Origin of the sequence: Bacillus sp. NPDC094077 (genome assembly GCF_050279465.1) — a bacterium.
Classification (GTDB): domain Bacteria; phylum Bacillota; class Bacilli; order Bacillales; family Bacillaceae_G; genus Bacillus_A.
Genome location: NZ_JBNNUF010000005.1, coordinates 181,619 through 198,774, shown reverse-complemented (window position 1 = coordinate 198,774; position 17,156 = coordinate 181,619). Strand labels below are relative to the sequence as shown.

At 36.7% G+C, this 17,156-nt stretch carries 21 protein-coding genes and 1 other annotated feature; of the genes, 8 read left to right on the top strand and 13 right to left on the bottom strand.

The annotated features are described in order from the left end of the window. Positions 1-14: 14 nt before the first annotated feature. Positions 15-959: a DMT family transporter gene (locus ACQKNR_RS15195; protein WP_427318614.1), complete on the top strand. Its 945-nt coding sequence runs from the start codon at positions 15-17 to the stop codon at positions 957-959. 12 nt (positions 960-971) lie between these two features. Here the strand turns inward: ACQKNR_RS15195 and refZ are convergent, their stop codons facing one another. Next, the gene (gene refZ, locus ACQKNR_RS15190) at positions 972-1,610 is read right to left on the bottom strand and encodes a forespore capture DNA-binding protein RefZ (protein ID WP_427318613.1); all 639 of its coding nucleotides are present in this window, start codon (positions 1,608-1,610) and stop codon (positions 972-974) included. Between the two features lie 147 nt (positions 1,611-1,757). Here refZ and ACQKNR_RS15185 point away from each other — a divergent pair, with 147 nt between their 5' ends. Beyond that, entirely contained in the window at positions 1,758-2,237 is a 480-nt protein-coding gene (locus tag ACQKNR_RS15185; RefSeq protein WP_427318612.1) for a GAF domain-containing protein, read from the top strand. Between the two features lie 214 nt (positions 2,238-2,451). Here ACQKNR_RS15185 and megL read toward each other — a convergent pair whose 3' ends face one another. Then, positions 2,452-3,627: a methionine gamma-lyase gene (gene megL / locus ACQKNR_RS15180; RefSeq protein ID WP_427318611.1), complete on the bottom strand. Its 1,176-nt coding sequence runs from the start codon at positions 3,625-3,627 to the stop codon at positions 2,452-2,454. Positions 3,628-4,024: 397 nt separating this feature from the next. Here megL and rpsD point away from each other — a divergent pair, with 397 nt between their 5' ends. Beyond that, the gene (gene rpsD / locus ACQKNR_RS15175) at positions 4,025-4,627 is read left to right on the top strand and encodes a 30S ribosomal protein S4 (RefSeq protein WP_000135311.1); all 603 of its coding nucleotides are present in this window, start codon (positions 4,025-4,027) and stop codon (positions 4,625-4,627) included. Between the two features lie 75 nt (positions 4,628-4,702). Here the strand turns inward: rpsD and ACQKNR_RS15170 are convergent, their stop codons facing one another. Beyond that, positions 4,703-4,921 carry a hypothetical protein gene (locus ACQKNR_RS15170; RefSeq protein WP_427318752.1) on the bottom strand — a complete coding sequence of 73 codons (219 nt, stop codon included), beginning with the start codon at positions 4,919-4,921 and terminating at the stop codon, positions 4,703-4,705. After that, positions 4,918-5,040, bottom strand: coding sequence for a hypothetical protein (locus ACQKNR_RS15165; protein ID WP_427318751.1), 123 nt, complete (start codon positions 5,038-5,040; stop codon positions 4,918-4,920). The genes ACQKNR_RS15170 and ACQKNR_RS15165 overlap by 4 nt, the downstream gene beginning before the upstream one ends. Positions 5,041-6,073: 1,033 nt before the next feature. On the opposite strand from ACQKNR_RS15165, the gene ACQKNR_RS15160 reads away from it, so the two are divergent. Further along, complete coding sequence (locus ACQKNR_RS15160) at positions 6,074-6,397, top strand: hypothetical protein (protein WP_427318610.1); 324 nt, start codon at positions 6,074-6,076, stop codon at positions 6,395-6,397. Positions 6,398-6,625: 228 nt separating this feature from the next. On the opposite strand, the gene ACQKNR_RS15155 is transcribed toward ACQKNR_RS15160, so the two are convergent. The 8 genes from ACQKNR_RS15155 to acsA form a co-directional block, all read right to left on the bottom strand. Then, positions 6,626-6,754 carry a hypothetical protein gene (locus tag ACQKNR_RS15155; RefSeq protein WP_002112286.1) on the bottom strand — a complete coding sequence of 43 codons (129 nt, stop codon included), beginning with the start codon at positions 6,752-6,754 and terminating at the stop codon, positions 6,626-6,628. A gap of 127 nt (positions 6,755-6,881) precedes the next feature. After that, complete coding sequence (gene tyrS / locus ACQKNR_RS15150; RefSeq protein ID WP_242213598.1) at positions 6,882-8,138, bottom strand: tyrosine--tRNA ligase; 1,257 nt, start codon at positions 8,136-8,138, stop codon at positions 6,882-6,884. Between the two features lie 70 nt (positions 8,139-8,208). Further along, positions 8,209-8,437: a binding site (T-box leader), on the bottom strand. A gap of 64 nt (positions 8,438-8,501) precedes the next feature. Continuing rightward, complete coding sequence (locus ACQKNR_RS15145) at positions 8,502-9,080, bottom strand: zinc-ribbon domain-containing protein (protein ID WP_427318609.1); 579 nt, start codon at positions 9,078-9,080, stop codon at positions 8,502-8,504. A 119-nt stretch (positions 9,081-9,199) separates the two neighbouring features. Next, on the bottom strand, positions 9,200-9,442 hold the full coding sequence (locus tag ACQKNR_RS15140) for a hypothetical protein (RefSeq protein ID WP_427318608.1): 243 nt from the start codon (positions 9,440-9,442) through the stop codon (positions 9,200-9,202). Next, positions 9,423-9,968, bottom strand: coding sequence for an RNA polymerase sigma factor (locus tag ACQKNR_RS15135; RefSeq protein WP_427318607.1), 546 nt, complete (start codon positions 9,966-9,968; stop codon positions 9,423-9,425). The genes ACQKNR_RS15140 and ACQKNR_RS15135 overlap by 20 nt, the downstream gene beginning before the upstream one ends. Then, positions 9,949-10,404: a hypothetical protein gene (locus ACQKNR_RS15130; protein WP_427318606.1), complete on the bottom strand. Its 456-nt coding sequence runs from the start codon at positions 10,402-10,404 to the stop codon at positions 9,949-9,951. Before ACQKNR_RS15130 ends, ACQKNR_RS15135 begins: the two co-directional genes overlap by 20 nt. A gap of 67 nt (positions 10,405-10,471) precedes the next feature. Further along, positions 10,472-11,032, bottom strand: a complete 561-nt coding sequence (locus ACQKNR_RS15125; protein ID WP_427318605.1) for a maltose acetyltransferase domain-containing protein — start codon at positions 11,030-11,032, stop codon at positions 10,472-10,474. A 198-nt stretch (positions 11,033-11,230) separates the two neighbouring features. Next, positions 11,231-12,949, bottom strand: coding sequence for an acetate--CoA ligase (acsA, locus tag ACQKNR_RS15120; protein WP_427318604.1), 1,719 nt, complete (start codon positions 12,947-12,949; stop codon positions 11,231-11,233). Positions 12,950-13,125: 176 nt separating this feature from the next. Between acsA and acuA the strand changes: the two genes are divergently transcribed. The 4 genes from acuA (at position 13,126) to ACQKNR_RS15100 (ending at position 16,636) form a co-directional block, all read left to right on the top strand. Continuing rightward, positions 13,126-13,758 (top strand): acetoin utilization protein acetyltransferase AcuA, encoded by a 633-nt coding sequence (gene acuA / locus ACQKNR_RS15115; RefSeq protein WP_427318603.1) that lies wholly within the window; start codon positions 13,126-13,128, stop codon positions 13,756-13,758. A 17-nt stretch (positions 13,759-13,775) separates the two neighbouring features. Continuing rightward, positions 13,776-14,420: an acetoin utilization AcuB family protein gene (locus tag ACQKNR_RS15110; RefSeq protein ID WP_427318602.1), complete on the top strand. Its 645-nt coding sequence runs from the start codon at positions 13,776-13,778 to the stop codon at positions 14,418-14,420. Continuing rightward, the gene (acuC, locus tag ACQKNR_RS15105; RefSeq protein ID WP_427318601.1) at positions 14,417-15,583 is read left to right on the top strand and encodes an acetoin utilization protein AcuC; all 1,167 of its coding nucleotides are present in this window, start codon (positions 14,417-14,419) and stop codon (positions 15,581-15,583) included. Before ACQKNR_RS15110 ends, acuC begins: the two co-directional genes overlap by 4 nt. 216 nt (positions 15,584-15,799) lie before the next feature. After that, the gene (locus ACQKNR_RS15100) at positions 15,800-16,636 is read left to right on the top strand and encodes an alpha/beta fold hydrolase (protein WP_427318600.1); all 837 of its coding nucleotides are present in this window, start codon (positions 15,800-15,802) and stop codon (positions 16,634-16,636) included. 121 nt (positions 16,637-16,757) lie between these two features. Here ACQKNR_RS15100 and ACQKNR_RS15095 read toward each other — a convergent pair whose 3' ends face one another. After that, the gene (locus tag ACQKNR_RS15095) at positions 16,758-17,048 is read right to left on the bottom strand and encodes a hypothetical protein (protein ID WP_427318599.1); all 291 of its coding nucleotides are present in this window, start codon (positions 17,046-17,048) and stop codon (positions 16,758-16,760) included. Positions 17,049-17,156: the final 108 nt, after the last annotated feature.

Sequence of the window (17,156 nt, the reverse complement as noted above, 5' to 3'; positions counted from 1 at the left end):
GGAGAATGGTACTCTTGAACAAAAAACAAATGCTACTTGGATTCCTCCTATGCTTACTTGCTGTAACTGCTTGGGGATTTATGTTTCCTGTAATGGAAAATGCCTTACAATTTATTGATCCTTTCTTTTTCACAACGATCCGCTATGGATCAGCAGCAATTATTTTTCTTATTTTGCTATTAATCACTGAAGGGAAACATTCGCTCCGCTTAGAGAAACGAATACTTTCTTTATTCTTTTACGGAACAGTCGGTTTTGCTGGATATGGTTTTCTCGTTTTCTACGGACAACAACTTGCCGGACCCTCCGGAGCAATCCATGCGGCTATGATTCAGTCTCTTATGCCACTAATTTCCTTATTATTACAGTGGATAACAAAAAACAAACGCCCACAAAACTACACATTTCTTTGTATGTTCGTCGCATTACTCGGTGTTATGCTTGTTATTTCAAAAGGAGATATTCACTTATTGTTTGGAGCTGCAAGTCACTTATCCACGAATATATTAATGTTATGCGGCGTTACCTGCTGGGTCATTTACACGAATGGTGGTGCTCGTTTTCAATCTTGGTCACCACTTCGATATACAACGTTAACTTGTTTGTTCGGTTCGATGTCACTCATCGTTATTGTCACTGTATTAACTTACACAAACATCGTTACTGTACCATCACTACGCACAATTGTGAGCGTTCGTTTTGAACTCTTTTATATGTCTATTATTGCAGGCGTTATCGCTGTATTTTGCTGGAATATGGGAAATCGCTATATTTCATCTATTAACGGCATATTATTTATGAATTTAGTTCCTATACTTGCTCTTATCGGTTCCATCTTTCGAGGTTATACAGTCGACAAAATCGAAATTGCTGGCGCCTCATTAACAATTATTGCGCTATTATGCAACAATTTATGGCAAAGAAAAGAAACTACAAAAATCCCCACCTCAGTTCGTTAGGTGGGGGGGGGTTCACATATGAACAGCTCGTGGCAATTCGTAGTACATATTCTTTTTGCATAATGCTTGTTCCATCCATTGCTCAATTTCCTTCGTATACATTTCTAAGAAAAATGTCTCGGATGGAAAAGAATGTAGCACTTCTGATATATACTGCGGATATAAAAACGGCATATTTATCATGCCTTTTAATTGCGTCATAAACATTGTAAAAGATACTTTTCGAAACTCTTGCTTCATTTGTCCCTGCCTAATAATTTGCTCGATATAATATCTTTCTTTAGAAAAATAAACGGTCATCACTTCACGAATTAATGTCGTATCAAGCGAAAGTTCTCGGTAGAAGAAACGTGTCAATTCCCTATTATCAAATTGATATCGTAAAATCCCGCGCACCATTTGTACCATCACATCTTTAGCCGACAAATACTCTCTCTGTTCAAATGACGTTTCGATTACGTGAATATATCCTTCTAAAAAATCAGTAATAAGCTGTTCTAATAAACCTTGCTTTCCAGCAAAATAATATGAAATATTCGCTACATTCACATCCGCTCGCTTTGCAATGTCTCGCACCGATGTTCCGTCATAACCCTTCGTATTAAACAACGATATTGCCGCATCAATTACTTTTTGTTTCGTCTGTTTCATGCGCTCACTTCCCCTCACTGAACAGCTATAGTTTAAATTTCTTGACTTTTAAGACAAATTCCTTTAATTTTCTATCGACAAAGTCATGTGAAATACATCGTATTTTGCTATTATTTTACACATCTCGATAAAAAGGGAGTTGTTTCCATGTTTACAAAAGAAAGTTATGCAGGATCTCGTGAAGAGCAATATGAGACAGTAATTAAACAACTGGATGCGTTATTAACTGGCGAATCAAACGTAGTCGCAAACTTATCAAATGCGTCCGCATTATTAAACCAATTTTTAGATCACGTTAATTGGGTTGGCTTTTACGTAACAGAAGGAAATCAGCTTGTTCTTGGACCATTCCAAGGAATGCCCGCTTGCGTGCGTATTCCATTTGGACGAGGCGTTTGCGGCGCAGCAGCTGAAACGAAAACAACGCAGCTTGTAGCGGACGTTCACCAATTCCCAGGACATATCGCTTGCGATAGTGCTTCTAATTCGGAAATCGTTGTACCGATTATAAAAGAAGGAACTGTCATTGGTGTACTTGATATTGATAGCCCTGAAAAAAATCGTTTTGACGAAGTAGATCAGCGCTATTTAGAAAAGTTTGTGGAAACACTCCTAAAACATATGTAACAAGAAAAGAGCGAGTTATCGATTCAGTACATTCTGTACAAAACCGATAGCTCACTCTTTTTTTATCCCGCTATTTGCGGGCAGTAAGGCTCCCACCTCAAAATTGGGCGAGTGCGAGGAAGCTAGGTAGGAGGCAACTGCCCGTAAAAGCCCGATTGGTTCAACTAATAATCAGCTGGGGATGGAAAAAACCCCCACTGATTAAAGTTTCACTTTATTGATTCACAGTAGATATTTTCTTTAACGCTTGCTCTAAATCAGAAACGATATCCTCCCACGATTCTAAACCGACAGATAAACGTATTAAATTATCGAAAATGCCCATTTCTTTTCTTAGTTCAGCTGGAATTGCCGCATGCGTCATCGTTGCTGGATGCTGAATTAACGTTTCTGTATCCCCTAAACTTACCGCAATTGTAATAAAGTGAAGGTCATTGATAAACGCTTGCGTCTCTTCCTTTCCGCCTTTTACTGAAAAAGAAATAACGCCGCCGCCACGTTTCATTTGGCGAGATGCTAACTCCCCTTCTGGATACCAAACGCCTTCTACCGCTTCATGATTTTTCAGAAACGATACAATTTTTTCTGCATTATCACAATGGCGGTCCATTCTTACCGCTAACGTCTTTAATCCGCGTAACAATAACCACGCATCAAACGGCGCCATAATACCACCGATATCTTTTCGCATCGGGCGAATTTTTTCAGCTAACGCTTTCGTTTTACAAATTGTTACACCCGCTACAACATCACCGTGACCACCAATATATTTTGTCGCACTATGCACAACAGCGTCACAGCCAAGTTCAAGTGGTCTTTGTAAATAAGGTGAACAAAACGTATTATCAACAATGACAAGTAAGCCATTTCTCTTCGCAACCCCGATCACCTGTTTTAAATCAATTAACTTCATCGTCGGATTAATCGGTGTTTCAACGAAAATAAGCTTTGTATTTGGACGAATTTTATTTTCAATATCAGCCTCTGTTTCCATCTCACAAAACGAATGCGTAATCATAAATTTCTCTTCTAACACCTCTAAAAAGCCGTACGTACATCCATATAATCCATTTGAACAAATAATATGATCTCCAGCCTTTAGAAAACCAATTAACGTTGCTGAAATAGCTGCCATACCGGATCCGAAGGCAAGCGCTTCTTCTCCGCCTTCTAACACCGCCATACGTTCTTCAAATAATTTCACAGTCGGATTTCCAAGCCTTGAGTAAATATAAGATGGATCTACTCCCGCAAAACTCGCCTCTCCTTGCTGCGCAGTTTCAAATGTAAATGTAGACGTTTGAAATAAAGGTGGTGTTAAACTTCCTTTATGTTCCTCAGATGTATAACCGTGATGAATTAACGCTGTCTCCATATGCTTCTTTTTCATAAAAACATCCCCCTTATGTTTTTATTGCCGTATATCCATCAATAAAACTTTGATGAACGTTTTACTTCATTTTATGTAAGCGTTTTATGTGTGTTTCTATCTTTTCTTTTATATTGTTTTAAATTCCTTCTTAATTAATTCCCAAAATTTATATGCATAAAACAAAAATGTACTCGCTTGACGAAAGTGTAGGTAAAAGATATAATAGCGTTTGTGTAAAATAAAAAGGCAGCCTTGTAATGTGAGTTTATCGTTTGTATTTTGTTCCTCTACGGAGGTGTATCTCGTAACTCCCTGCTGCTGGAGCGAAGGTACATGAAAACAAAATGCCCGTAAATATCGATTACGTCTGTTTTTATTTTACGTAAATAAAAACATTTTAAAGGAGGAGTCAACTATGGCTCGTTATACAGGTCCAGCTTGGAAACTGTCTCGTCGTCTTGGAATCTCTCTAAGCGGCACAGGAAAAGAATTAGAAAAACGCCCTTACGCACCAGGTCCTCACGGTCCTAACCAACGTAAGAAACTTTCAGAATACGGTTTACAATTACAAGAGAAACAAAAACTTCGTCACATGTACGGCATGACTGAGCGTCAATTCCGTCGCACATTTGACCAAGCAGGTAAAATGCCTGGTAAGCACGGCGAAAACTTCATGATCCTTCTTGAAGCTCGTCTTGACAACTTAGTTTACCGTATGGGCTTAGCTCGCACTCGTCGTGCAGCTCGCCAATTAGTAAACCACGGTCACATCATGGTTGATGGCGCTCGCGTAGACATCCCATCTTACCGTGTAAAACCTGGTCAAACTATCAGCGTTCGCGAAAAATCTAACAACCTTGTTGTTGTTAAAGAAGCGATCGAAGTTAACAACTTCGTACCAGAATACTTAACTTTCGATGCTGACAAATTAGAAGCTACTTACACTCGTCACGCTGAGCGCGCTGAGTTACCAGCTGAAATCAACGAAGCATTAATCGTAGAGTTCTACTCTCGTTAATCTCGGTACTCTGCAAAGAGTCGTATTAAAAGCCTTAGGAACCTTGTTTATCAAGGGGCCTGGGCTTTTTTTATTTTATTTAATAATGCACGATAAGGTATAAAAAAGAATGTAATTGGGGCCAGTTTGGGGCCAAAACAAAAAAGGCTGGCGTGTGTATAGAAATGGGTAAGTATAAACAGAATAAGAAAATGAATTATGATACTTTACCTTTATTACTCCTTCCCTTTTCTGTCCTCTCTCCTCTTTCACTTCACGTTCCTCTTCTAAAATACGAGGGATAGATGTTTTCATGAAAAACTCCACCATTCGTAATCTCGTTTCTTTAGTTTCTTTTTGTATGATTCGTTCAGGCCAAAATAATAATAAACCGCTGAAAAGAAACCAATTGCTAAAAATGTTACCAGTACCATCCATGAAGCATCCAATAAAATTCCCGTAAATAAAAACCTTCTTTCAAAATAATATTGTTTATGCTGCTCTTATACATTTTAAAAATTTTTATATCCTTCTTTTTTTATTTACTTTTTTATATTTTTTTGTTAACACCACCTATGTAATTTTTGCATAATAAAAAGAGCAACCAAATAGTTGCTCTTGAACGATAAAAAACCCTGTTTATTCATAAGAACAAACAGAGTTTTCTATTCATACACTAATATTTTATTAGGGATGGTGCTTCCGCACCTTTCAACATACAGCTGAATACGACATTATATATTTTTTAAATCTTGCCGTACGCTCAAAGGAAGGGAAAAACCTTCCCTGTATATGAAGTTACTATTAAAACGTGGAATGAGCGTCCACATATTTATTCTTACATATTTTTGTTACTTGAATATCTACAGTTTTTCCTTACAAGCTGAAAAAAGACGTATTCTATAAAAGAGCAACCATGCATCAGTTGCCCTTTCGTCAACTTCTTATATCATTACTATAAATCATTTATAAAATCTTTCATAACCATAAACGTAACTATTTCTTCCATAACAACATAATAATCTAAATCGATTAAAAACATACTAGCATCTCTAATAACAAAGTTTTTACACAAAAAAAGCAGCCGTCCAAATTGTATTAAACCGCTACTCATAAGGTATTTTAAAAGCATTTTCAAGATATGCTTTTAATTGTAATTGTTTGTTGTAAAGTTTAATAGGACTCAAATTACCACCTCATTTCAAAAATAAAAGAGAAGCAAACCACTCCTCTTTTGGATTCATGAATTAAATTTATTCAAAGTCTTATTTTGTTCAGAATGATTTTACTTTTATCTATTTTCCTCATAATGTTTTATTGTACTGTATTTTTTGTTATCGTTTAATAGTACATATATTGTATTCTTACTGAACATCTTAATGACCGGTATACTGATGTTACAAAATATAGAATGCTAATTCATTTAAGGATATTCATTATCTCTTAAATTAGAAAGTAGGTATAAATATGGAGGAGATAATTAATCTGTCCTTAATTTTCTTTTTCTTTCTTCTAATAGTCTTCATTGCATGCTTTATAATGCAAGTATTCATGAAGATTTTTGGCAGGAAGAAGCAACATAACAAATTTATTGAAAAAGAATTAAAAAATCATTCCTCAACACAAGAAACCGGTAATCAGAACGAACCAGGAACAAATGCTAATGATGCTGAAGCAAGTTGGATGAATGCTGTGATGACAACAGCATTTATTACAGCGTCTATGAAAAATGCTCAGGATCATTCAGAAAGTAATGACCATAGTTCTGATTCACCACATGATAATGACTAATTTTAAAGTTCAGGTACGTAAATTTAACTAAGAATATGGATGTAATAGATACGGAGAATAGTATCTATTACATCCACTTCTCTTTACATTGGAATATAACTTACAAACACCACTGCATTTTCAAGATATGCCTTGAACTTCATTTGTTTATTATAGAGTTCTACTCTTGTTAATGACAAAAAGCCAATCCTCTGGGTTGGCTTTTTGTCGTTTATATATAAAATAAAATTATTTATTTTCCTCTTTTTGAACATATACATAAGCATCTTTCTGCTCTTTATGTATATCAACCTTCGTGTTCTCTGCAAGCTGACCCGCATTTAGCAAAGAAAAAATAATGAGCGCTTCTAGTGACATTTCGTTTTACCACTCCTTTCTATTTGTTATACGTTTATCATACCGCTTACATGTGATTTCCGTATGAACTCGAAAAGGAGATTAAAACAAAAAAGCTTTGAGGGATTTAACTCCTCAAAGCTTTTTATTAGTAACGGATTAAGAAATATTTCTTTTTACCGCGGCGAATGATTGTGAATTTACCTTCGATGCGGTCGTTTTCTGTTACAACGTAATCTAACGCTTGTGTACGCTCACCGTTTACGTAGATTGCACCGTTCGTTACATCTTCACGTGCTTGACGTTTTGATGGAGAGATTTTGCTTTCTACAAGTAAGTCGATTAATACTGTATCTTCTGCAGTACGTTCTACAGATGGTACGTCTTTGAATCCTTGCTCGATTTCGCTTGCAGTAAGTTCTGCTACAGAACCGCTGAATAATGCAGCTGAAATTTTAATTGCTTGCTCTAATGCTTCTTCACCGTGAACAAGTTTTGTCATTTCAGAACCTAATGCTTTTTGTGCTGCACGTTTTTCTGGCGCTTCAGCTACTTGCTTCTCAAGCTCAATAATTTCTTCATGAGATAAGAATGTGAAGTATTTTAAGTATTTAACTACATCACGGTCATCTGTGTTAATCCAGAATTGGTAGAACTCGTAAGGAGTTGTTTTTTCTGGGTCTAACCAAATTGCGCCGCCTTCTGTTTTACCAAACTTCGTACCGTCAGATTTTGTAACTAGTGGAATTGTTAAACCGAATGCTTTCGCATCTTCTTCTGATTTACGAATTAATTCAAGACCAGCTGTAATGTTACCCCATTGGTCACTACCACCAATTTGCAGACGGCAATTATGTTGTTGGTATAGGTTTAAGAAGTCGTATGATTGTAAAATCATGTAACTAAACTCAGTGAATGAAATACCAGTCTCTAAACGAGATGCTACTGTATCTTTTGCTAACATATAGTTTAAACCGAAATTTTTACCGATATCGCGTAAGAATGTAATTACATCTAAGTTACCAAGCCAGTCATAGTTGTTAGCCATTGTTGCTGGGTTGTCCACATTTTCAAACTCTAAGAAGTTTGAAAGTTGGTTTTTAATACTTTCAGTGTAGTAAGCAACTGTATCTTTCGTATTTAATGTACGCTCTGCCTTTTTACCACTTGGGTCACCGATCATACCAGTTCCACCGCCAACAAGTGCGATTGGTTGGTGACCAGCTAATTGGAAACGACGTAACATTAATACTGGTAACATATGACCGATGTGTAAGCTATCTGCTGTTGGGTCAAAACCACAGTATAATTTAACGCTTTCTTTTTCTAATAATTGCTCAAGGCCTTCAGCATCTGTTTGCTGATTAATTAGACCGCGAAATTCAAGATCTTGTAAAATACCCATATCCTACATACTCTCCTTTAAGTTCATTACTGGCGTGAATGTTGAAAACATAAAAAAATCGCCCCTTCAAATAAGGGACGATCTTGATTATCGCGTTACCACCCTAGTTGCAGGCAAAAAAAGCCTACCACCTTATTTACATAACGGCTTAACACCGTCTTTTCCCTTTTGAATACAATTCAATCGAAAAAAGATGCTCTAGGGGCGTAATTCGCGATCATCTATGTGCTGATTTCCACCGACCATCAGCTCTCTAAAACAGGGAAATGATCACTACTTCTCCCTTTCCACGCTCAATTATTCATATACTTTTCTTTATATCATTATTTACTAGTATGTGTCAAATTGAAGAAAATAGGAGATTTAATTCGAATTATAAATGCCTTTTACGTTATAGAAATTATTAAATTCCTCTTCCGTCCCTTTTGTAAATTCCATTCTTCCTGAAGCAGTATCTTCTGGACTAAAATAATACAGCATTCCATCTTTTAATTCTAATGTTGCCATTACGTTTTTCCCACGATCAGTCACATAGAAATTCACAGTATCTCGTTTATGATTTACGACATTCCCTTGAATAACTTTTTCTTTTCTCCTTTTATCATAAAAGACCATTTCAATATACTCATCATTTATTTCTCGAATTTGAATATAATTATGGTATTTTTCCGTATACCAATAACCCTTCATTGTATGAAACGGAGATGAATTCATATAAATAAGTACGATACTACTAACGATAACTAAGAAAGCAAGTAAACCTCCTTTTACTACTTTCTTCTCCCATAACATAACTATCTTACTCTTTACAGGTAATTGTTCTTTACTATCTACTTCAGTCGCAAAATCATCTTTTTTTACTTTTTCTAAATTATGGCCACAACCTGTACAGTAATTATCATAATCTTGAATTTTTCTTCCACAATTAGAACAATGTCTCATTTTTTCTACCTCTATTCCACAATCAATATTAATATATTAACATAAAACACAATAACGAATAGAGTAATATTAGGCCTAATAAAAAAACATACCGTTTTCAAATTCGGTATGTTTTTCACTCAAACGAATAATAGTATTGTCAGCAAAGAAATAATTGGAACCCCAACTAATAACGATACATGAAACACAACCGATAAATCATTTCCAATCGTCGCTTCCACAGGATCTTTAGTCGGAGAAGCAAGAAATCCGATTAATCGATCGAAGCGACTTACCGTTTTTGGAAAATCCGGTATTTCTACATGGTCACTGTCTAAATGCTGCTTTAATTTATATTCACTCTTAAAGGGATTTTCGCTCAATTTCATCCACCTCCAGCAATTGTTTTAATTTCTTTATCCCGTTATGGAGTCTCGATTTCACTGTTCCAATCGGAATGTTTAATATCTCTGCAATCTCTTTTTGCTGCATATCATGATAATAAGAAAGAATGAGGACAGCCCTCTGTTCTTCAGGAACTTTCAAAATTGCTTCTCTTACTGTAAGACGGTCTTCTTGTGAAAACTCTATCTCCTGAACTGGTACTAAAAATGGTAAGAGCGACCTCCACTTTTTTCTTCTATTTAATTTATTAATCATAAGACGATAACCAATTTGAAATAAATACGTTTTTATTCTGCCTTTCTCGATTTTATACATATGTTTCTTACGCTCTAGCGTTAAAAACGTATCTTGCACAAGATCGATACTTAATTGTTCATCCCGGTTAAAGCGATACAAAAATGTATATAGCGTTGGTTTAATTAAAACGTATAGTTTTTCCCCGGCCTGTTTATCCCCACTTTGATACGCAAGCATGAGCTCTTCCTCAATCCCAATCTGCGCCATGATTTTTGATCTCCTTTATTCCTTTTAACGTTAATGAAATGCGGGAAATTAAATATCCAATTGCGATAAAAACCCACAATTGTGATTGATTTGTAAAAAATTGAACATATGGATTTTGAATCGTAAATCCCATTGGAACTAAAATATTTAACACTTGCACACATATGCATGCATACAACGCAAGACAGACAGAAATAGTGTCAAATACATTCCAACGAAAATACACTTTTGTTTTTGTAAAATCGATTTTATTCCCCTTTTTTCGTACTATATATTTTCTATCAAACGGAATAATGATTGAAAACATAACACCCATTATAGCTCCAGCTGTAAGCATTGATACTCTATATCCAATTGGTATCGGTAAGAAAAGACCACAAGAAAAAACAACTATAATTCCAACTAAAGCAAAAGTAAGAAGTAATTTATTAGACATATAAAACGCCTCCCTCATCTATTCTTTCATAAATGTATACAGACGAGGAAGGCGCTTCGTTCAAATATTATTTTATTTTTTTAATAATTTTTGCAGGATTCCCACCAACTACAACATTATCCGGCACATCTTTCGTTACAACGGCGCCAGATGCGATGACCGCATTGTGCCCAATCGTTACACCTGGATTAATAATCGCTCTTCCGCCAATCCATACGTTATCGCCAATTGTAACTGGTTTTCCGTATTCTGATCCGCTTATGCGTTCTACCGGATCAAGCGGGTGCGTCGCTGTATAAATGTGAACACCTGGAGCTAACATACAGTTCACTCCGATGTCTACTCGGCATACGTCTAAAATCGTACAGTCAAAGTTTGCGTAAAAATTTTCGCCAACATGAATGTTATAGCCGTAATCACATCTAAAAGAAGATTCAAGATGAATATTATCTCCGGTCGTTCCAAACAGTTCTTTTACAATTTCACTACGCTCTTTTAATTTCACTTCTGGCGTATCATTTAATTTTCTCGTTAATATACGTGCTTGCTCTCTCTCTTGTACTAAAACTGGATCAGCTGGTATGTACATTTCTCCTAGTATCATCTTTTCTTTTTCTGTTTTCATCATACTATCCCCTTCAACTCGTATATATAAGTTTCACAACTACATCATAACATAAAGTGAAACTATAATCAGTGGGGGTTTTATTCATTCCCCACTGATTATTAGTTGAACCAATCGGACGTTTACGGGCAGTAAAACTCCCACAAATAGCGGGATAAAAAAGAAAGGCCTGAACATATTACTTGTTCAGACCTTTCTTTCTTAATCTTCCATCGTTGATAAGTCACCTGTTGGTAAGTTTAACTCCCACGCTTTTAATACGCGACGCATAATTTTACCACTTCTCGTTTTCGGTAATTTATCTCTAAATTCAATTTGTCGTGGCGCCGCATGAGCTGCTAGGCCTTTCTTTACAAATTGACGAATTTCTTCTTTTAATTCTTCAGATGGTTCGTATCCTTCACGAAGCGCGATAAATGCTTTAATGATTTCCCCGCGCACTGGATCTGGAATACCAATTACACCAGCTTCTGCAACAGCAGTATGCTCGATTAGTTTACTTTCTACTTCAAACGGACCAACGCGCTCTCCTGATGTCATAATTACATCGTCAATGCGTCCTTGGAACCAGAAGTACCCATCTTCATCCATATAAGCTGAGTCACCTGATACATACCAATCCCCTGGCATGAAATAAGACTCATATTTTTGCGGATTATTCCAGATTGCACGCATCATAGCTGGCCAACCTTTAGCAATTGCTAAGTTCCCCATTGTGTATGGAGGCACTTCATTTCCTTCATTATCAACAATCGCTGCTTTCACACCTGGAATTGGTTTACCCATTGAACCTGGACGGATTTCCATACAAGGATAGTTACAAATAACTTGTCCACCTGTTTCCGTCATCCACCACGTATCATGAATACGAAGTCCAAATGCATTCATACCCCAGCGAATTACTTCTGGGTTTAATGGCTCACCAACGCTTAATACGTGGCGCACTTGTGATAAGTCGTATTTTTTAATTGCATCTTGTCCAGCTCCCATTAACATACGGAAAGCTGTTGGTGCGCTATACCAAACTGTTACACCGTAATCTTGTAACGCTTCGTACCACGCTTCTGGACTAAAGCGTCCACCTAAAATAACATTTGATGCTCCGACTAACCACGGTGCAAAAATACCGTAAGCAGTTCCAGTTACCCAGCCTGGGTCAGCTGTGCACCAATATACATCATCTTCTTTTAAATCTAGTACCCACTTCGCCGTTTGATAGTGCTGAACCATTGCGTTTTGCGCATGGAGAACACCTTTTGGTTTACCAGTAGAACCAGATGTGTAATGTAGAATTAAACCGTCTTCACGGCCTAACCATTCAATATGTAATTCTTTTGAAGCTTGTTCAAATAAAGGATTGAACGCTACCGTTTTACCACCTTCTTCTACATTATCTCCAACAAGGAAGACTGTTTTTAAAGCTGGTAAATCATTTAATGGTACACGCTCTAACAATTCAGGCGTTGTAATTAACACCTTTGCTTCGCTATCTTCCAAACGATCGCGAACTGCGCCTTCCATAAATGCTTCAAATAGCGGTCCAACAATTGCTCCTAATTTCACTGCACCAAGAAGTGCGAAATATAATTCTGGAGAACGTGGCATAAAAATAAAAACGCGATCGCCTTTTTCAACATCGCCATAATTTTTCAGGACGTTTCCTGCTTTATTAGAAAAATCCTTCATTTCCTTAAATGTATATTTCTCTTTTCGCGATCCATCTTGATAATAAAGGGCTACTTTATTCTTTCGATCGGATTTCGCATGCTTATCAATTGCCTCATACGCCATATTCACTCGGCCTGTTTCATTCCAAGTAAAATTTTTATTAACCTCTTCCCAGTTAAAATTCGCGTATGCCTCTTCATAATTCGGCAAATTATTTTCTCCTTTAATGACAGGAAGCGTTTCTACTTTCATACTTTACATCCCCCTCCTATGTATTCTATTATCTATTATAATGATATTATTTAAAATTTTCAGTATATTTGTTGATTTTTAGACAAATTTTTAATGACAAAATTCGATTCACATCGCATATATTATAAAGTACGATATTAATAGATTCACAAACCCTCAAGGTGGTGAGCAATACATTGATTCATAAAAAAATATACAATGCTAGAAACTTAAAAACAGCGAAAGGAACTTTAATTATTGAAGGTCCTGTCTCTACACATAATCTTGAAATGTATGAATTCCATCCAGATTTAGTTGCGTTTCGTCCTGCCGAGCAGCAATATAAAGCAATTGTCGAAATTTCTAAATTACCAGAAGCTCGTCTCATTATTGCTAGACATGACCAAACGATCGTTGGATATGTTACATACTTATATCCTGATCCACTCGAACGATGGTCAGAAGGGAAAATGAAAAACTTAATTGAACTCGGGGCAATTGAAGTAGTCCCAGCCTTCCGCGGGAGCTCTGTCGGAAAGAACTTATTAGAAGTATCTATGATGGACGATTATATGGAAGATTACATTATATTGACGACTGAATATTATTGGCACTGGGATTTGAAACAAACAGGCTTAAATGTTTGGGAATACCGAAAAGTAATGGAAAAGATGATGAACGCTGGCGGCTTACAATGGATGGCGACAGATGATCCTGAAATTTGTTCACATCCTGCCAACTGTTTAATGGTTCGCATCGGCAAACGTGTTGATACGGATTCTATTCAAGCATTTGATCGTCTACGTTTTCACAATCGTTTTATGTATTAATAAAGGGGGCAACTGGAATGATTGTAGAAGAAATTATGAATCAAAATGTAGTGACACTACATCCAAACGATACAATCGAAACAGCAATCCGAACGATACGTACGAAAGGCATTCGGCACATTCCAATTGTCGATCAAAATAATCATGTCTTAGGCATTATTTCTGATCGGGATGTAAGAGATGCAAGTCCATCTATTCTAGATGAACAAGTTTCACTCGATATGCTGAAACAACCGCTCGAACTCATTATGAAACATCCCGTTATGACTTGCCATCCTCTCGATTTCGTTGAGGAAATTGCGACTTTATTTTTTGAAAATAAAATTGGCTGCCTTCCTGTTACAAAGGCTGGAAAGTTAGTGGGTATCATTTCTGAATCTACCGTACTACACACGTTAGTAAAATTAACAGGTGCACATCAACCAAGTTCACAAATTGAAATTCAAGTGAAAAATGAACCTGGTATTCTCGGAAAAGTCGTTGCTATTTTTAGTGATTTACAAATAAATATCGTGAGCGTTCTCGTCTACCCAGCAAAAGATGAGAATGATAAAGTACTCGTTTTCCGCATTCAAACGATGAATCCTCTAAAAGTAATTGACGCACTTGAAACAGAGGGATACCGCGTCTTATGGCCGAACATTATGGGGATGCAAGCATGAGTAGCGCGTTTATTTATTCAAATGATTTTCGGGGCTATTCCTTTAGCCCTGAGCATCCTTTTAACCAACTACGCGTCACACTTACGTATGATTTATTACAAAAAAGCGGCTTTATTTCTCCTTCTCAAGTTATCTCACCACGGATGGCGACAGATGAAGAGATTGCCTACATTCATACTGAGGAGTACATAAATGCGGTAAAACGTGCTGGAGAAGGAAAGTTAGAAAAATCAATTGCGATGACATACGGACTCGGAACAGAAGATACACCGATGTTTCCAAATATGCACGAAGCAAGTGCATTACTCGTTGGAGGTACGTTAACAGCTGTCGACGCTGTTCTTTCCGGGAAAGTAAAGCACGCCCTCAATTTAGGCGGCGGCTTACATCATGGCTTTCGCGGTAAAGCATCTGGCTTTTGCATTTATAACGATAGCTCCATCGCAATGAAATATATTCAAAAGAAATACGGTTTACGCGTTTTATATATTGATACAGATGCTCATCACGGTGATGGCGTCCAATGGTCTTTTTATGACGATCCTAACGTATGCACCATTTCGTTACATGAAACCGGGCGTTATTTATTCCCTGGAACTGGCGCTGTAAATGAACGCGGGCAAGGGAATGGTTATAGTTATTCTTTTAACGTTCCACTCGATGCTTTTACAGAAGATGAATCCTTTCTAGAATCATATCGAACGGTTGTAAAAGAAGTTGCAGCATACTTTAAACCGGATATTATATTAACGCAAAATGGTGCTGATGCGCATTATTACGACCCACTTACACACCTTTGCGCAACGATGAACATTTACCGCGAAATACCAAAGCTCGCTCGTGAAATCGCTAATGAATATTGCGACGGTCGCTGGATCGCTGTCGGCGGTGGCGGCTACGATTTATGGCGCGTCGTTCCAAGAGCTTGGGCACTTATTTGGCTCGAAATGAACAACATCCAAAACATCTCAGGTTACCTCCCTCCAGAATGGATTGATGCTTGGAAAGGACAAGCAGAAACAGAACTTCCCCTCACATGGGAAGATCCAGACAACATGTATAAACCGATCCCTCGAAAACCAGAAATTGAAGAAAAAAATGCATTAACTGTAGCGAAATCCCTTGAAATTATTCGGAATAATATGACAAAGTCTTTGTATTAAACAGAAAGGAGGCTCGTTTTTAACAGCCTCCTTTTATTCATAGTTTGCTATCATTGTCGTTTTTTGTTGTTAAGTCGATATCCCGTGTCGAATCGCTGATATATTTTAAAAATCGCCGATATTTTTTTAGTTATGGTCGATATATTCGAAAAATCGCTGATATTTTTTGGTTACTAATGGACTAGCCATGACTCTAATAAGAAAAGGAGTGATATTATGTGGAAACAACAAATCATCAATACAAATCGTGGCACATTCGAACTTTTTACAAAAGGTGATGGCGAGCCACTTTGCATTACACATCACTATTCACAATTTAATGAAACTGGCGATTACTTTGCGGATGCTTTCACTTCTACACATTGTGTATTCCTCATTAATTTACGAGACGTTGGTAATTCTGTAAAAGCTCATTCAGAAAATGAATTAAGTATGATTGAAACGATTCATGACTTGGAAGCAATAAGAGAAGCTTTACAATTTCCCACATGGCATTTCGCTGGTCATTCAACAGGCGGTATGCTTGGGCTTTTATACGCGATTACATATCCAAATTCCTTACAATCATTAGTTATCGTTGGCGCTGCGGCCAGTAACTATACCGAAACATCATTTTGTATTTATCACCCCGCACACCCACAGTTTCACTATATGCAAGAGCTTATCGAGAACTTAAAAAGCCCCCATCTTACAAATGAAGAAAGAAAAGAATTCTCTACTAAACGAACAAAATTATCTTTATACAAACCCGAAAGCTATAACTCTTATTTTTGTAAATCCATCCAAAAAACAATGTCCGCCAGTCGGATGAACGCTTTCGCTAAAGAATATTCTTCATTTGATTTGAGAGAGTATTTACCTTCTATCCAAGCAAAGGCGCTTATTGTTTGCGGAAGGCACGATGCGCAGTGCCCTATTCAATACTCTACCGAGATGCATGAGGGCATGCCTAATTCTATCTTCGTTCCATTTGAGGACAGTAACCATTATCCTTTTTTAGAAGAGGCTACCCACTTTATTTCTATTACTCAAGAATTTTACAAAACGTTATAACCGGAAAAAACAGCTTTACATTCAATTGCTATTGAGGAAATCTAAATAAATAGCATATTAATTCACAGACTAATTTACTAATAAAAAGCTCATAGTCCCTATATGACCATGGGCTTTATTTTTAGAAGAAAAACTTCATACTATAATAAAATAAAAGATAAAAAGAAAAGAGCACTAAACCCAAATCAATTAATACTGACTTTTTATATCCCTCTTTTAAACTTATCGTAAGCCCAGAAATACTTTTGACCATCCAAAAGGTCACCAAAAATAACCCACCAAAGTGGTCATTTGTATAATCTTCATCATAAAACATTTGTATTGCACCAATAATTAATAGAATAAGTATGATATTAGTCCCAATTTTTAGAGCCCTATTTGCTTTATTATTTTTCAATTGATAATTCTCCAATTCCACACCCTCTCTCAATCAATCCTAATTTCTATTAAAGCGAAGATATTTTATTACTCTTTATATTTTAACATAATTTTCCTTAAACACCCTTTTTCTAACAGCTAC

Bases quoted from the DNA above. Each gene is read 5' to 3' on its own strand.
- ACQKNR_RS15165 (WP_427318751.1), bottom strand. From the start codon at position 5,040: ATGGTACTGGTAACATTTTTAGCAATTGGTTTCTTTTCAGCGGTTTAT.
- acsA (WP_427318604.1), bottom strand. From the start codon at position 12,949: ATGAAAGTAGAAACGCTTCCTGTCATTAAAGGAGAAAATAATTTGCCG.
- ACQKNR_RS15135 (WP_427318607.1), bottom strand. From the start codon at position 9,968: ATGGCGCAGATTGGGATTGAGGAAGAGCTCATGCTTGCGTATCAAAGT.
- tyrS (WP_242213598.1), bottom strand. From the start codon at position 8,138: ATGGGTATTTTACAAGATCTTGAATTTCGCGGTCTAATTAATCAGCAA.
- rpsD (WP_000135311.1), top strand. From the start codon at position 4,025: ATGGCTCGTTATACAGGTCCAGCTTGGAAACTGTCTCGTCGTCTTGGA.
- ACQKNR_RS15100 (WP_427318600.1), top strand. From the start codon at position 15,800: ATGTGGAAACAACAAATCATCAATACAAATCGTGGCACATTCGAACTT.
- ACQKNR_RS15110 (WP_427318602.1), top strand. From the start codon at position 13,776: ATGATTGTAGAAGAAATTATGAATCAAAATGTAGTGACACTACATCCA.
- ACQKNR_RS15155 (WP_002112286.1), bottom strand. From the start codon at position 6,754: ATGTCACTAGAAGCGCTCATTATTTTTTCTTTGCTAAATGCGGGTCAG.
- ACQKNR_RS15145 (WP_427318609.1), bottom strand. From the start codon at position 9,080: ATGAGACATTGTTCTAATTGTGGAAGAAAAATTCAAGATTATGATAAT.
- ACQKNR_RS15160 (WP_427318610.1), top strand. From the start codon at position 6,074: ATGGAGGAGATAATTAATCTGTCCTTAATTTTCTTTTTCTTTCTTCTA.
- acuC (WP_427318601.1), top strand. From the start codon at position 14,417: ATGAGTAGCGCGTTTATTTATTCAAATGATTTTCGGGGCTATTCCTTT.
- megL (WP_427318611.1), bottom strand. From the start codon at position 3,627: ATGAAAAAGAAGCATATGGAGACAGCGTTAATTCATCACGGTTATACA.
- refZ (WP_427318613.1), bottom strand. From the start codon at position 1,610: ATGAAACAGACGAAACAAAAAGTAATTGATGCGGCAATATCGTTGTTT.
- ACQKNR_RS15130 (WP_427318606.1), bottom strand. From the start codon at position 10,404: ATGTCTAATAAATTACTTCTTACTTTTGCTTTAGTTGGAATTATAGTT.
- ACQKNR_RS15170 (WP_427318752.1), bottom strand. From the start codon at position 4,921: ATGAAAACATCTATCCCTCGTATTTTAGAAGAGGAACGTGAAGTGAAA.
- ACQKNR_RS15125 (WP_427318605.1), bottom strand. From the start codon at position 11,032: ATGATGAAAACAGAAAAAGAAAAGATGATACTAGGAGAAATGTACATA.
- ACQKNR_RS15185 (WP_427318612.1), top strand. From the start codon at position 1,758: ATGTTTACAAAAGAAAGTTATGCAGGATCTCGTGAAGAGCAATATGAG.